This is a genomic window from Streptomyces sp. NPDC030296 (assembly GCF_055572815.1).
The window spans coordinates 143,223-157,655 of record NZ_JBVICQ010000016.1 but is presented as its reverse complement, the minus strand read 5'-3'; the positions used below and the strand labels follow the sequence as shown (position 1 = coordinate 157,655).

The following is a 14,433-nucleotide window of genomic DNA, read 5'->3' as shown; positions in this document are numbered from 1 at the left end:
TCGGCCGACTCGCGCGGAATTTACGGTGGTCGCACCTTCACCACCGTCTCGAAAGGCCCCCCTGACCCATGCGTACCTTCGCCACCGCCACCCGCGCCGGTGTCCTCGCCGCCACCGCCGGCGCCCTGCTGTTCACCGGTGTCGCCGCCCAGGGCACGGCCGTCGCCGCGCCGCAGGGCAAGGCGAGCAAGCTCACCGTCGCCAAGTACCGCGACTGGCTGAAGAACAACGACGAGGGCGCCGCCTCCATCAAGGTGCTCAAGGCGTTCGACAAGCTCCCCAAGGCCAAGCAGCAGAAGTTCGTCGACTACCTCCAGAACCGGAAGGTCCAGGAGGCGTACAAGGTCCGGGCCGGCGGCTACATCAACCGCGGCGGCCACAACGAACAGGCCTACAACAAGGACGTCCGCTTCGTGGCCGACGTCAAGGGCGTCCGCAAGGCCGCACCGGGCGGGTCCCACATCACGCTGACCTTCACCGCCAGCGAGCGGATCTACGGCATCACGGTCATCACCCAGAAGACCGTCCTGTCCTACGACTACGGCACCGCCGTGAAGTCGCCGAAGTACCAGCGCTCCGTCACCAACCTCAACGGGGCCTTCGCGATCACCGCGCCGCAGAAGGACGCCGTCAAGGTCGGCGGCCGCAACATCCAGGCCACCACAGCGTGGCAGGCCAAGCCGCTGTACCGCTCCGCCGGCACCACCACGCTCGCCCTGCCGCAGACCACCTCCACGGTGAACGTGAAGTTCAACGCCTGGGTCGGCAAGCGCTGACCGCCCCGCCCCCGCACCGCGGGCCCTTCCTCGCCCTCCGCCCGAAAGGCACCCTCACCATGCGCACACTCGCCCTCGCCACCCGTACCGGTGTCCTCGCCGCCACCACCGGTGCCCTGCTGTTCACCGGTGCCGCCGCACAGGGCACCGCCCTGGCCGCACCGCAGGCACCGAAGGCCAAGCTCACCGTCCAGGACTACCGGGCGTTCCTGAAGAAGGGCGGGGGTTCCTCCGCCACGCTGCTGAAGTCGTTCGACAGGCTGCCGAAGGCCAAGCAGCAGAAGTTCGTCGGCTATCTCCAGAGCGCCGCCGTCCAGAAGGCGTTCGACGCGGCGCTCGGCGGCTATGTGACCACGAACAAGCGCAACTGGGAGGACTACAACAAGGACGTCCGCTTCACCGGCGACGTCCGCGCCGTCACCAGGAGCGACAAGGCCGGACGCCACACCACGCTGACCTTCACCGCCACCGAGAGCATCTACGACCTCCCGGTCATCAGCCACAAGTCGGTCCTGAGCTACACCTACCGCCCCGGCTCCGGCTACAAGTCGCCGAAGTTCAAGAGCTCCCTGACCAACCTCAACGGCGCCTTCGCCGTCACGCGGGGAGCCGCCGACAGCGTCAGGATCAGCAGCGGTGTGTGGGGGGTCGCCACCTGGAAGTACACCCCGCTCTACAAGTCCGCCGGCACCACGCCGATCGTGAAGACGCAGACCACCCTCGGCACCAGCGCGAAGTTCGGCGCCCGGCTCGCCAACCGCTGACCGACACCGTCGCGCGGGGGCACTACGTGGGGGTGCCCCCGCGCGACGGGGTGACGCGTACCGCGCTCAGAGACGCTCGGGCGTCCTGATGCCGAGCAGGGCCATGCCGCGGTGGAGGGTGCGGGCCGTCAGGTCGACCAGGAACAGCCGGTTCTCCACGACCTCCGGCGCGTTGTCCGCGGAGAGCACCTGGCACTGGTCGTAGAACGTCGTCAGCAGCGTCGCCAGCTTGAACAGGTACGCGGCCAGCTTGTGCGGCTCGTACCCCTGCGCGACCTCCGCGATCGTCTCGCCGAACTGGTCCAGGTGCAGGCCCAGCGCCCGCTCCGCCGGGGCCAGCTCCAGCTCCGGGTGCGCGGCCGGACGGGTCTCGCCCGCCTTCCGCAGGATCGACTGGATACGGGCGTACGCGTACTGCAGGTACACCGACGTGTCGCCGTTCAGCGACACCATCTGGTCCAGGTCGAACTTGTAGTCCCGTACGGCGGACGTCGACAGGTCGGCGTACTTCACCGCGCCGATGCCCACGTACCGGCCGTTCTCGACGATCTCCTGCTCGGCCAGGCCCACCTTCTCGGCCTTCTCCCGGACCACGGCCGTCGCCCGCTGCACCGCCTCGTCGAGGAGGTCCTCCAGCCGGACCGTCTCGCCCTCACGGGTCTTGAACGGCTTGCCGTCCTTGCCGAGGACCGTGCCGAACGCCAGCTGGTGCGCCTTCACGTCGTCGTTCAGCCAGCCCGCCCGGCGTGCCGTCTCGAAGACCATCCTGAAGTGCAGCGACTGCCGGGCGTCCACGACGTAGAGCAGCGTGTTCGCCTTCTGGTTGAAGACCCGGTCGCGGATCGCGGACAGGTCGGTCGCCGCGTAGCCGTAGCCGCCGTCCGACTTCTGCACGATCAGCGGGACCGGGTTGCCTTCGGGGCCCTTGATGTCGTCGAAGAAGACGCAGAGCGCGCCCTCGGAGCGGACCGCGACCCCCGACTCCTCCAGCAGCCGGCACGTCTCGTCCAGCATGTCGTTGTAACCCGACTCGCCGACGATGTCCGGGTCCCGGATCTCCATGTCCAGCTTCTCGAAGACCGAGTAGAAGTAGATCTTCGACTCGTCCACGAACCGCTGCCACAGCGCGAGCGTCTCCGGCTCGCCCGCCTGGAGGTCGACCACCCGGCGCCGGGCCCGCGTCTTGAACTCCTCGTCGGAGTCGAACAGCGCCCGCGACGCCTTGTACAGGCGGTTCAGGTTCGACATGGCCTCCTCGCCGGAGACCGCCGTGTCCTCACTGTCCGCCTTGTGGTCCAGCTCGTGCGGGTGCTCCAGCAGGTACTGGATCAGCATGCCGAACTGGGTGCCCCAGTCGCCGATGTGGTGCCTGCGGACCACGTTCTCGCCGGTGAACTCCAGGATCTGGACGACCGCGTCACCGATCACCGCGGAGCGGAGGTGGCCGACGTGCATCTCCTTCGCCACGTTCGGCTGGGCGTAGTCGATGACCGTCGTACCGGGGTGCTCCGCGAGCGGCACGCCGAGGCGGACCTCGTCCGCGTAGCGCTCCGCGAGGTTACGGGTGATCGCCGCGTCGGTGAGGGTGATGTTGAGGAAGCCGGGGCCCGAGACCTCGATCTCCTTGATCAGATCGCTGGTCACCCCCGACTCGACCTTCGCGACGACCTGCGTCGCCAGCTCCCGCGGGTTCGCCTTGGCCTTCTTCGCCAGGGCGAGGATGCCGTTGGCCTGGAAGTCCGCCCGGTCGCTGCGTCGCAGCAGCGGGTCCGCGGGGGCCTCCGGCAGGGTGGCCGAGAGGGCGGTCGCGAGGCGCTGGTGGACGGAGGCGGTGAGGGACGTGACCGGAGCCATGAGATGGGGAGCCGTTCTCCTCGGGGTACGGATGGATGTCGTTCAGTATCCCACGGGGGGTAAAGGGGTTTTTGGCGCCGCATGGCTCGGGCCGGGCGCCTGATAGCTCGGGGGTGCGCTCTCGTTGGCGGCTGCGGGTGGTGTGTGGTTCCTCGCGCAGTTCCCCGCGCCCCCGAAGGCATGGGCCTGCGGCCCGGCCTTCAGCTGAAAAGCACGGGGCGCAGCCCCGGTCGCTTTTCAGGGGCGCGGGGAACTGCGCGAACAACCCCCACCCGCCCGCACCCGCCAACGAGAGCGCGCCCCCGAGCCATCAGGCGCCCGGCCCCCTTCGAAACGCGGTTTCGTGGTTATGGCCAGAGCTGGGAGAATGGGCCCCGTCGGCCGGGGACCGTACCGGTCGGCCCCGGAGAACACTCAGAAAAAGAGGACGTGCCGATCGTGGCTCAGAGCACCGAGACCACCGACTGGGTCTCCCGTTTCGCGGATGAGGTCATCGAGGAGTCGGAGCGTCGGGCCCCGGGCAAACCGGTCGTCGTCGCGTCCGGGCTCTCCCCGTCCGGCCCCATCCACCTGGGCAACCTCCGCGAGGTGATGACGCCGCACCTCGTCGCCGACGAGATCCGCCGGCGCGGTCACCAGGTCCGGCATCTGATCTCCTGGGACGACTACGACCGCTACCGCAAGGTCCCCAACGGCGTCGAGGGCGTCGACGGCACCTGGGCCGAGCACATCGGCAAGCCCCTCACCTCCGTCCCGGCCCCCCGCGGCTCCGCCCACCCCAACTGGGCCGAGCACTTCAAGGCCGCGATGGTCGACGCGCTAGCCGAGCTGGGCGTCGAGTTCGACGGGATCAGCCAGACCGAGCAGTACACCTCCGGCGTGTACCGCGAGCAGATCCTGCACGCCATGCGGCACCGCGGCGACATCGACGCGATCCTCGCCCAGTACCGCACCAAGAAGGACCCCGCCAAGAAGCCGCAGTCCCAGAAGCCGGTCGACGAGGCCGAGCTGGAGGCCGCGGAGGGCTCCGGCGCCGCCGCCGAGGACGACGGCAGCTCCGGCTCCGCCGGGTACTTCCCGTACAAGCCCTTCTGCGGGCAGTGCGAGAAGGACCTCACCACCGTCACCGCCTACGACGACGACACCACCGAGCTGTCCTACACCTGCACCGCCTGCGGCTTCGCCGAGACCGTCGCGCTGAACGACTTCAACCGCGGCAAGCTCGTCTGGAAGGTCGACTGGCCGATGCGCTGGGCGTACGAGGGCGTCGTCTTCGAGCCCAGCGGCGTCGACCACTCGTCCCCGGGTTCGTCCTTCCAGGTCGGCGGGCAGATCGTCGGGATCTTCGGCGGCAAGCAGCCCATCGGCCCCATGTACGCCTTCGTCGGCATCAGCGGCATGGCCAAGATGTCGTCGTCCAAGGGCGGCGTGCCCACCCCCGCCGACGCGCTGAAGATCATGGAGCCGCAGCTCCTGCGCTGGCTCTACGCCCGCCGCCGGCCCAACCAGTCCTTCAAGATCGCCTTCGACCAGGAGATCCAGCGCCTCTACGACGAGTGGGACAAGCTCGACGCCAAGGTCGCCGACGGCTCCGCGCTGCCGGCCGACGTGGCCGCCCACTCCCGTGCCGTGCGCACCGCCGCCGGTGAGCTGCCCCGCACGCCCCGCCCGATGCCGTACCGGACCCTCGCGTCCGTCGCCGACATCACCGCGGGCGCCGAGGACCAGACCCTGCGCATCCTCAGCGAGCTCGACCCCACCGACCCGCTGTCCTCCCTGGACGCCGTACGGCCCCGCCTCGACAAGGCCGAGGCCTGGATCAACACGCACGTCCCCGCCGACCAGCGGACCATCGTGCGCGACGAGCCCGACGCCGAGCTGCTGAAGTCCCTCGACGAGCAGGCGCAGGGTTCACTGCGGCTGCTGCTCGACGGACTCGCCGACCACTGGTCCCTCGACGGGCTCACCCACCTCGTCTACGGCGTGCCCAAGGTCCAGGCCGGGTTCTCCGCGGACGCCACGCCCAAGGAGCTCCCGCCGGAGATCAAGACCGCCCAGCGGTCGTTCTTCGCCCTGCTCTACCACCTGCTCGTCGGCCGTGACACCGGCCCGCGCCTGCCCACGCTGCTCCTCGCGGTGGGCCAGGACCGGGTACGGGCACTGCTCGGCGAGTAGCACCCGCACCTACGCCGAGGGGGCGCCCGGTGATCATCACCGGGCGCCCCCTCCACGCGTTTCACGCCGTCACGCGATGTGGTCGTCCTCCAGCTCCGCGGTGTGGCGGTTCTGGAAGCGCAGCACCATGCGCTTGGCCTCGGCGTCCAGGACGCTGACGCCATAGGTCATCTGGATGTTGTCGCTGAACTCACGGGGGGTCGGGTACCCGCTGCCGGCACTTATCGACTGCTTGAAGACCTGGTAGTACGCCTCTTCGTCCGGCTCCGGAGTACCGCCGCCCTCGCCCAGCTCACGGGTGCGGCCCGGGGCCACCGGAATGGGGAAACTGCCGGTCTCCTCCGGCGAGGGCTCCTCCACCGGCCCCTCGGTCTCCTCGTACCGCTGCTGCTGGTACTGCTCGGCCGGGTACTGCTCCGCCTGGTACTGGTCGGCCGGGTACTGCTCCCGCTGGTACTGCTCCGGGTCCTGCTCCTCGTACCACCGCTCGTATTCCTCCTCAGGGTCGTACGACGGGTCGTAGCCGCCCTGGTAGGGGACCTCCTGCGGGTGGCGGGCGTGGAGCCAGGGGCTCTCCTCGGGCGGCGGTTCCTGCTCGGCGTACCCCTGCTGCTCCCACTCGGGGTGCTCCGGCTGCCGCGGGGCGGGGACGCCCTCCAGCTGACGGCGCTGCTCGGCGGCGGGCGCGGCCACGCCCGCCCGGGCCGTACCGGAGCCACGGTCCCCCGTGGCCAGGTCGACCTCGACCTGCGGCGCCGGCGGCAGCAACGCCGGCTCGATGCCCGCCGCCGCCAGCCCCGCCGGGGCCGTGTCCGCCAGCGGGACCCCGTAACGGGCCAGGCGCAGCGGCATCAGGGACTCCACCGGGGCCTTGCGGCGCCACGCCCGGCCGAAGCGGGAGCGCAGGCGGGCCTGATAGACGAGACGTTCCTGCTCCAGCTTGATCACCTGGTCGTAGGAGCGCAGCTCCCACAGCTTCATCCGGCGCCAGAGCAGGAACGTGGGAACGGGCGAGAGCAGCCAGCGCGTGAGGCGCACGCCCTCCATGTGCTTGTCGGCGGTGATGTCGGCGATACGGCCGATCGCGTGCCGCGCCGCCTCCACCGACACCACGAACAGCACCGGGATCACCGCGTGCATCCCCACACCCAGCGGGTCCGGCCAGGCCGCCGCGCCGTTGAACGCGATCGTCGCCGCCGTCAGCAGCCACGCCGTCTGACGCAGCAGGGGGAAGGGGATGCGGATCCAGGTCAGCAGCAGGTCCAGGGCCAGCAGGACACAGATACCCGCGTCGATACCGATCGGGAAGACGTAGGAGAAGTTCCCGAAGCCCTTCTTGACGGCCAGTTCCCGCACCGCCGCGTAGGAACCCGCGAAGCCGATCCCGGCGATGATGACGGCGCCGAACACGACCACGCCGATGAGAACGCGGTGCATTCGAGTCAGCTGCATTGGCGCGGCCACCCGTACTCCCCTCCCCTTGCGTGTTGTTGCGCGCAACAGGGTGGCACATGTGTACGGCAAACGGGTTGCCGGTACGCATCGGGCCCGGCCCGCGAGGGGGCCGGGCCCGGTCGAAAGCCCTGGTGAGGGCGGTCGTCACCCGCCGCGCATTACGAGTTGGGCACTACGCCGGCCCGGCTCGGCCGGCCCGCTGCCGACCGGTCGTGCGCGTCCGCTACCGCGAGGTCTTCCGCGTGGACGACGAGCCGCTCGTCGAGGTCCTGGATCCCGAGTCGGATCCTGTGCCCAGATCCGAACCGGAACCCGAGCCCGCCGCCTTCGTGGCGCCCTTCGACGGCGACTTCGACGCGGACTTGGACGGCGACTTGGACGGCGACTTCGACGCGCTCGCCGACGGGGACGACCCGTCGCCGTCGCCGTCGTTCGCGTCCTCGACCGCCTCCACGACCTCCTTCGCGGCGGACTTCGCCGACTTCAGCAGCGCCGCCGGGTCCGGGGTCTTGTCACCGGCCAGACCGGCGCCGTTGTAGTCGAGCGTGACGACCACGTTCTCCGTGCGCACCACGATCGTCTGCTGCTTGAAGGTGTCGCCGTCCTTCTTCAGGTCGTAACGCACCACCGTCGCCTCGTCGCCCGTGCCCGTCACCGGCTCCGTCTTGACGTTCTTCGCCCCCTTCACCGCCTTCGCGGCGGTCACCTTCGACTCGAACGCCTCGTGCGCCCGGTCCTCACCCGGACCGTTCGTGGCGTCCGACGCCAGCAGGTGCAGCGACACGCTCAGCCAGCGGTACTGCGAGCCGTCCACACCGTTGTTGTCGAGGCTGGTCCAGCGGCAGTCGCCGGTCACGTTCTCCTCGGCGGTGTTGATCGCCTTGCCCGACTTCGTGCCCTGCGGGACCAGCGACTTCAGCGTCTTCGACGCGAACACCTCGCACGCGTCCGGCAGCACCGCGTACGCCGCCTCGACCACTTCCGGCGTCGCCGACTTCGCCGGTGCCGAGGTAGCCCCCGCCGACGGCTTGTCCCCCGACGCGCCGCCGGAGCCGGAGTCCGACGAACAGCCGACCGCCACCAGCATCACCGGGACGACAGCGGCGCCGACGAGCACCCGTGCCCGCCCCGGACGCCCGGCACGCGCGACGCCCGTGCCCCGCGCGGTACGCGACTGCTGCTGACGATGACCTGACTCTGCGGCTCGTTGCATGGTTCCTTCACTCATGACGTTCATCACGCTCGTGGTTCCTGCGGTCGGATCGGGTCCGAGGGGCCACGGTACGCGGTGAGGAGGAAACGCGGTCCTGAATCAGGGGGTTCGGCGGGCCGCCCGCCGCACCCCCGGAAACCGCTCACTCGTCGAACGCCTCCGCGAGCAACTCGGCCAGATTCCGGGCCCTGTCCTGCATTTCCTCGCTGTCCGGCACATCCGTCGTCGTCGCCGGCTGCTCCTCGTACTCGACCGTCACGATCACATTCGACGTGCGGAACACCACAGTCACCGTGCGCTGCCGACTCGTCCCGAGCGCGTCGTCGAGGAACGCCTCGTCCCCGAGACCGTCGAGCGTGCGGGGCTGGAGAGAGGCCGGAGTGGCGGACGCGGAAGCGGAACCGGGCGCATCGGAAGAACCGGATGAACCGGAAGACTCGGACGTCTTGGGTGACTTGGAGGACTTGGAGGACTTGGGGGAGTCGGAAGGTGAAGCGCTCTGCGACGGAGCAGCCGACGAGCCGCCGTCACCCTCCCCTCCATCCCCTGCGTCCCCTTCGCCGTCCCCCTCGGTCGTGCTCGGCGACGGCTCCGGGAGGTCCGCGGCCGCCACCTTGCCGCCGTACACCTCCTGCGCCTTGCTGTCGTCGCTGACCGCGCCGTTGAACGACACCACGCGCTCGAAGTCGACGAACAGATAGTCGGTGGCGGTCGGCGACTCCACCTTCCAGCGGCAGCCGGCCTTCCGGTCCGTGTCGTAGGTGAGCGTCGCCCGGCCCTCGTACGCCTCCTCGCGCTGCTCCGCGTCCGGGAGTTGCTTCAGACCGGGGAGGAGGGCTTCGAGGGTGTCGTCGTCGATGGAGCCGCAGGCTTCGGGGAGCGTGTCGTAGCGGCCGGGCTGCGCGGTCGAGGCGGACGCGGTGATCTCGCCGGGGCGGGGGTCGTCCGGGGTGCCGTCGTCGCCCGATCCCGTGCACGCGGTCAGCACTGCCGCGAGGAGCACGGCGACGCCGGGTACGTACGCCTTCCGCTGCACCGTGGGGGCTCCTCTCGACGGGGTCCCTGGGGGACGCCTGCGCAGTTCTGTCCTGTGGCCTGTGCGAATTTCACTTGCCGACCGGGGGTGACCCCCGGGCACCATGTGTATCGCACGCACTGCCGCGGACGCCGGTCCGGCATCCCTTTCGTTGACCTTGGCGCCGGTTTTGCGTTGTGAGACTTTTGCTGCAATCACGGGGGAATGAGGCTGAGATGTCGTATGTAGAGATACCGGGCGCGAAGGTGCCGATCCGTATGTGGACCGACCCCGCGTCGGTGGAGGACGTCGCCCTCCAGCAGCTCCGCAACGTCGCGACCCTCCCCTGGATCAAGGGGCTGGCCGTCATGCCGGACGTCCACTACGGCAAGGGCGCGACGGTCGGGTCGGTCATCGCGATGCGGGGGGCGGTGTGCCCGGCGGCGGTGGGCGTGGACATCGGCTGCGGCATGTCAGCGGTGAAGACGTCCCTGACCGCCAACGACCTGCCGGGCGACCTCTCCCGCCTGCGGTCGAGGATCGAACAGGCGATTCCGGTGGGGCGGGGGATGCATGACGAGCCCGTCGACCCGGGGCAGCTGTACGGCTTCGCCTCGGCGGGGTGGGACGGCTTCTGGGGGCGTTTCGACGGTGTGGCGGAAGCGGTCAAATTCCGTCACGAGCGGGCGCAGAAGCAGATAGGAACCCTGGGCAGCGGAAACCACTTTGTCGAAATTTGCACAGATTCGACCGGTTCTGTCTGGCTCATGCTGCACTCCGGCTCCCGCAACATCGGCAAGGAACTCGCGGAGCATCACATCGGCGTGGCCCAGAAGCTGCCGCACAACCAGGACCTGGTCGACCGCGACCTCGCCGTCTTCGTCGCGGACACCCCGCAGATGGAGGCCTACCGCAACGACCTGTTCTGGGCACAGGAGTACGCGAAGTACAACCGCTCGATCATGATGGCGCTCCTCAAGGACGTCGTCCGCAAGGAGTTCCGGAAGGCGAAGCCGACCTTCGAGCCCGAGATCAGCGCGCACCACAACTACGTGGCGGAGGAGCGCTACGACGGTATGGACCTCCTCGTGACCCGCAAGGGCGCGATCCGTGCCGGCTCCGGCGACTACGGGATCATTCCCGGCTCGATGGGCACCGGTTCGTACATCGTGAAGGGCCTCGGGAACGAGAAGGCCTTCAACTCCGCGTCCCACGGCGCGGGCCGGCGGATGAGCCGCAACGCGGCGAAGCGCCGCTTCACGACGAAGGACCTGGAGGAGCAGACGCGGGGCGTGGAGTGCCGCAAGGACTCCGGCGTCGTCGACGAGATCCCGGGCGCCTACAAGCCGATCGAGCAGGTCATCGACCAGCAGCGGGACCTGGTCGAGGTCGTGGCGAAGCTGAAGCAGGTCGTCTGCGTCAAGGGGTGAACACGGGTGGGGGAGGCGGTGCGGCGCCGCCGCCTCCCGCCCGCTCCTGCCGTCGTATCAGCTCTTACGGCGTCAGCTCTTACTGCGTCAGTGCCTCGGGCAGCAGGCCCAGTTGGCTGAGGAACTCCAGTTGGTCGAAGTACAGCCGGTAGCTGGTGATCTGGCCGTTCTCCACCTTCGCGAAGTCCACGCCCCGGATGCTGATGTCCTTCTGGGTCGCCGGCAGGGTCGTGCCGTCGGGGAATGCCAGGGGACCGGTGTTCCTGCCGCTGTAGATGCCCTCGTCGATCGCGGTGTCGCCGACCTCGAAGGAGCTGAGCGACTCGAAGCGGGCCTCGGGTACGGCGTCCGTCATCTGGCGCCAGTACTCGGCGATGTTCTCCCGGCCGTGTATCTCTCCGCCGTCCGGCGTGTGGGCGACCGCATCCTCCGCGAAGAGGTTGCCGATGGTCTTCGGGTCCTGATGTGTGGTGAGGGCCTCGGTGAGCTGGTCCATGACCTCGCGCGCCTGTCCCATGATCCACCTCCTGAACAGGGGATCACCCGTCTCGTTCATCCCATTGTCCCACCGCATGCCTATCCTGGCCGGGCAACTCAGTCGCCGCGCACCAGGAGCACTCATGGCCACCGCCGCACCGTCCGCCGCCTCCCGTATCGCCGTCGTCACGGGTGCGAGCAGCGGCATCGGCGCCGCCACGGCCCGGGGGCTCGCCGCGGCGGGGTACCGCGTCGTGCTGACAGCGCGCCGCAAGGACCGGATCGAGGCGCTGGCGGAGGAGATCAACGCGTCGGGCGGCCAGGCGACCGCGTACGCGCTGGACGTCACGGACCGGGCGGCCGTGGACGAGTTCGCGACGGCCTTCCGGACGATCGGTGTCCTGGTGAACAACGCGGGCGGCGCGCTCGGCGCCGACCCGGTGGCCACCGGCGACCCCGCCGACTGGCGGCGGATGTACGAGACGAACGTCATCGGCACCCTCAATGTCACCCAGGCCCTGCTGCCCGCGCTGACCGCGAGCGGTGACGGCACGGTCGTCGTGGTGTCGTCGACGGCGGGGCACGGGACGTACGAGGGCGGCGCGGGCTATGTCGCCGCCAAGCACGGGGCGCACGTCCTCGCGGAGACGCTGCGGCTGGAGATCGTCGGGACGCCGGTGCGGGTCATCGAGATCGCGCCGGGGATGGTGAAGACCGAGGAGTTCGCCCTGACCCGGTTCGGCGGTGACGAGGAGAAGGCCGCGCGGGTGTACGCGGGGGTCGCGGAGCCGCTGACCGCCGACGACGTGGCCGACACGATCACCTGGGCGGTCACCCGCCCCAGCCATGTCAACGTCGACCTGCTGGTGCTGCGCCCCCGCGCCCAGGCGTCCAACACCAAGGTCCATCGGGAGCTGTGATGCCGCCCGAGGAGCGGGATCTCGACTCCGAGCGGCGCCGGCTCGTCGAGGAGAAGAAGAACGAGCGGTACGTGTGGTGGTACCTCGCGTACTTCCTCTTCGGCATCCACCTCGTGGCGTTCGTGATGATCTACGCGGTCACGCACGCCAAGTGATCAGCCGGGTCCGGGTGGTCCGGGTGGCGCGGAGGGGGTCACGGCCTCCGCGTACGCCCTCGGCGGGACGCCCACCGTCGCCGTGAAGTCGCGGACGAGGTGGGCCTGGTCCGCGTAGCCGAGGTCGGCGGCGAGGGCGGCCCAGTCGACCGCGCGTTCGGTCTCGGCGCGTTCCAGGGCCTCGTGGATGCGGTAGCGGAGGATGACCCACTTGGGGCCGACGCCGACGTACGCGGCGAACAGACGTTGCAGCAGCCGTACGGAGAGGCCCTCGGCGCGGGCGAAGTCGGAGACGCGGCGGACACGGCGGTCGGTGCGGACACGGTCGACGAGTGTCATGGCGAGGTCCGCCTGGGGGTCGGGGCGGGGGTCGAGGCCCAGCAGGAACGCGTCCAGGGCGGCGACGCGGGCGTCCTCGTCGTCCGGGGCGAGGACGGTGTCCGGGTCGGTGTCGGGGTACACCTCGGGGTGCCGTACGCGGCGCCCGGTCCAGTCGGACACGGGGCTGCCGGGGGCGGGGGCGAAGGGGCGGAAGCCGCCGGGCCGGAACTGGATGCCGCAGACCCGGCCCGCGCCCTCCAGTTTCTGGGTGAAGAGGTCGAGCCCGACGCCGGAGACCTCGGCGAAGGGGGCCTGTCCCTCGTACCGCTGGAAGACGATGTTGACCGAGGGGTGCGGGACGACCTGGGAGACGTACGGCTCGGGCAGGTCCCAGTCGATCAGCCAGTAGTGCTCCAGATAGGGGCGGAGCGGTGCGGCGGGTTCACGGCGGCGGAAGCGGACGCGCGCGAAGAGTTCCGCGGCGTCCACGATGCCTCGGGTGTCACGGCGTGGGGCGGCCATGGGGAGAGGGTAGGGACGGGGACTGACATTCTGCGCGGGCGTGGGGAGGCCGGTCAGGGGTGCCGGCGGAATAGTGGAAGCGGAGCACCTGTTTGGCGCTATGGTTGAATCATAAACAACCTGAGAGGGTGGCAACGATGATGCAGTTCGGGATCTTCAGCGTCGGTGATGTGACGCCGGACCCCACGACGGGCCGTACGCCGACCGAGCGCGAGCGCATCAAGGCGATGGTCGAGATCGCGCTGAAGGCGGAGGAGGTCGGGCTCGACGTCTTCGCCACCGGTGAGCACCACAACCCGCCGTTCGTGCCGTCGTCGCCCACCACCATGCTGGGCTGGATCGCCGCCCGCACCGAGCGGCTGATCCTCTCCACGGCGACCACCCTCATCACCACCAACGACCCGGTGAAGATCGCCGAGGACTTCGCGATGCTCCAGCACCTGGCCGACGGCCGGGTGGACCTGATGATGGGCCGCGGCAACACCGCGCCGGTCTACCCGTGGTTCGGGCAGGACATCCGCCAGGGCATCAACCTCGCCATCGAGAACTACGCGCTGCTGCACCGGCTGTGGCGCGAGGACGTCGTGAACTGGGCGGGCAAGTTCCGCTCGCCGCTGCAGAGCTTCACGTCCACGCCGCGGCCGCTGGACGGGGTGCCGCCGTTCGTCTGGCACGGGTCGATCCGCTCGCCCGAGATCGCCGAGCAGGCCGCGTTCTACGGTGACGGCTTCTTCCACAACAACATCTTCTGGCCGGCCGAGCACACCCAGCGGATGGTGGAGCTGTACCGGGAGCGGTACGCCCACCACGGGCACGGCACGCCCGAGCAGGCGATCGTCGGGCTCGGCGGGCACGTGTTCATGCGGAAGAACTCCCAGGACGCGATACGGGAGTTCCGGCCCTACTTCGACGTGGCGCCGGTGTACGGCCACGGGCCGTCCCTGGAGGACTTCGCCAAGGAGACGCCGCTGACCGTGGGGTCGCCGCAGCAGGTGATCGAGAAGACGCTGGCCTTCCGCGAGTACGCGGGCGACTACCAGCGGCAGTTGTTCCTCGTCGACCACGCCGGGCTGCCGCTGAAGACGGTGCTGGAGCAGATCGACATGCTGGGGGAGGAGGTCGTGCCGGTGCTGCGGGAGGAGTTCGCGAAGGGCCGGCCGGCGGACGTCCCGGACGCGCCCACCCACGGTTCCCTGCGGGCCTCCGCCGGGGTGAGCACGGGCTGAGCACGGGCTGAGACAGCGCGAAGGGCCGGCGAAGGACGACAGCTCCCGACTGATCGGGGGCGTCTCCTTCGGCCGGCCCTCGTGGGCGTCCTGCGGGTGCGGGACTCAGCCGAGCGTGACGGCGCTCCAT

The 14,433-nt window shown here is 69.8% G+C and carries 13 protein-coding genes; 7 read left to right on the top strand and 6 right to left on the bottom strand.

What is annotated here, in order from left to right:
• The first annotated feature begins 68 nt into the window (after positions 1 to 68).
• Together ACZ4Z3_RS35695 and ACZ4Z3_RS35690 are read left to right on the top strand one after the other, a co-directional pair.
• Positions 69 to 776 carry a hypothetical protein gene (locus ACZ4Z3_RS35695; RefSeq protein WP_468504939.1) on the top strand — a complete coding sequence of 236 codons (708 nt, stop codon included), beginning with the start codon at positions 69 to 71 and terminating at the stop codon, positions 774 to 776.
• 59 nt (positions 777 to 835) lie between these two features.
• The gene (locus ACZ4Z3_RS35690; protein WP_468504938.1) at positions 836 to 1,540 is read left to right on the top strand and encodes a hypothetical protein; all 705 of its coding nucleotides are present in this window, start codon (positions 836 to 838) and stop codon (positions 1,538 to 1,540) included.
• Between the two features lie 66 nt (positions 1,541 to 1,606).
• Here ACZ4Z3_RS35690 and argS read toward each other — a convergent pair whose 3' ends face one another.
• Positions 1,607 to 3,394: an arginine--tRNA ligase gene (argS, locus tag ACZ4Z3_RS35685; RefSeq protein ID WP_468504937.1), complete on the bottom strand. Its 1,788-nt coding sequence runs from the start codon at positions 3,392 to 3,394 to the stop codon at positions 1,607 to 1,609.
• A gap of 429 nt (positions 3,395 to 3,823) precedes the next feature.
• Between argS and lysS the strand changes: the two genes are divergently transcribed.
• Entirely contained in the window at positions 3,824 to 5,569 is a 1,746-nt protein-coding gene (gene lysS / locus ACZ4Z3_RS35680; RefSeq protein WP_468504936.1) for a lysine--tRNA ligase, read from the top strand.
• Positions 5,570 to 5,638: 69 nt separating this feature from the next.
• Here lysS and ACZ4Z3_RS35675 read toward each other — a convergent pair whose 3' ends face one another.
• The 3 genes from ACZ4Z3_RS35675 to ACZ4Z3_RS35665 all read right to left on the bottom strand — a co-directional run bounded on the left by ACZ4Z3_RS35675 (position 5,639) and on the right by ACZ4Z3_RS35665 (position 9,273).
• Positions 5,639 to 7,006, bottom strand: coding sequence for a DUF2637 domain-containing protein (locus ACZ4Z3_RS35675; RefSeq protein WP_468504974.1), 1,368 nt, complete (start codon positions 7,004 to 7,006; stop codon positions 5,639 to 5,641).
• A gap of 241 nt (positions 7,007 to 7,247) precedes the next feature.
• Positions 7,248 to 8,237, bottom strand: a complete 990-nt coding sequence (locus tag ACZ4Z3_RS35670; protein ID WP_468504935.1) for a hypothetical protein — start codon at positions 8,235 to 8,237, stop codon at positions 7,248 to 7,250.
• Positions 8,238 to 8,379: 142 nt separating this feature from the next.
• Positions 8,380 to 9,273 carry a DUF3558 domain-containing protein gene (locus tag ACZ4Z3_RS35665; protein WP_468504934.1) on the bottom strand — a complete coding sequence of 298 codons (894 nt, stop codon included), beginning with the start codon at positions 9,271 to 9,273 and terminating at the stop codon, positions 8,380 to 8,382.
• Positions 9,274 to 9,488: 215 nt separating this feature from the next.
• Here ACZ4Z3_RS35665 and ACZ4Z3_RS35660 point away from each other — a divergent pair, with 215 nt between their 5' ends.
• Complete coding sequence (locus ACZ4Z3_RS35660; protein ID WP_468504933.1) at positions 9,489 to 10,682, top strand: RtcB family protein; 1,194 nt, start codon at positions 9,489 to 9,491, stop codon at positions 10,680 to 10,682.
• 79 nt (positions 10,683 to 10,761) lie between these two features.
• On the opposite strand, the gene ACZ4Z3_RS35655 is transcribed toward ACZ4Z3_RS35660, so the two are convergent.
• Positions 10,762 to 11,199, bottom strand: a complete 438-nt coding sequence (locus tag ACZ4Z3_RS35655) for an ester cyclase (protein ID WP_468504932.1) — start codon at positions 11,197 to 11,199, stop codon at positions 10,762 to 10,764.
• 103 nt (positions 11,200 to 11,302) lie between these two features.
• Between ACZ4Z3_RS35655 and ACZ4Z3_RS35650 the strand changes: the two genes are divergently transcribed.
• Together ACZ4Z3_RS35650 and ACZ4Z3_RS35645 are read left to right on the top strand one after the other, a co-directional pair.
• Positions 11,303 to 12,079, top strand: a complete 777-nt coding sequence (locus tag ACZ4Z3_RS35650; protein WP_468504931.1) for an SDR family NAD(P)-dependent oxidoreductase — start codon at positions 11,303 to 11,305, stop codon at positions 12,077 to 12,079.
• A complete protein-coding gene (locus tag ACZ4Z3_RS35645) occupies positions 12,079 to 12,234 on the top strand; it encodes a hypothetical protein (RefSeq protein WP_468504930.1) in 156 nt (51 codons plus the stop codon). The genes ACZ4Z3_RS35650 and ACZ4Z3_RS35645 overlap by 1 nt, the downstream gene beginning before the upstream one ends.
• Here ACZ4Z3_RS35645 and ACZ4Z3_RS35640 read toward each other — a convergent pair whose 3' ends face one another.
• Positions 12,235 to 13,077: a DUF6597 domain-containing transcriptional factor gene (locus ACZ4Z3_RS35640; RefSeq protein ID WP_468504929.1), complete on the bottom strand. Its 843-nt coding sequence runs from the start codon at positions 13,075 to 13,077 to the stop codon at positions 12,235 to 12,237.
• Positions 13,078 to 13,217: 140 nt separating this feature from the next.
• Between ACZ4Z3_RS35640 and ACZ4Z3_RS35635 the strand changes: the two genes are divergently transcribed.
• On the top strand, positions 13,218 to 14,303 hold the full coding sequence (locus ACZ4Z3_RS35635) for an LLM class flavin-dependent oxidoreductase (RefSeq protein ID WP_468504973.1): 1,086 nt from the start codon (positions 13,218 to 13,220) through the stop codon (positions 14,301 to 14,303).
• The last annotated feature ends 130 nt before the right edge of the window (positions 14,304 to 14,433 follow it).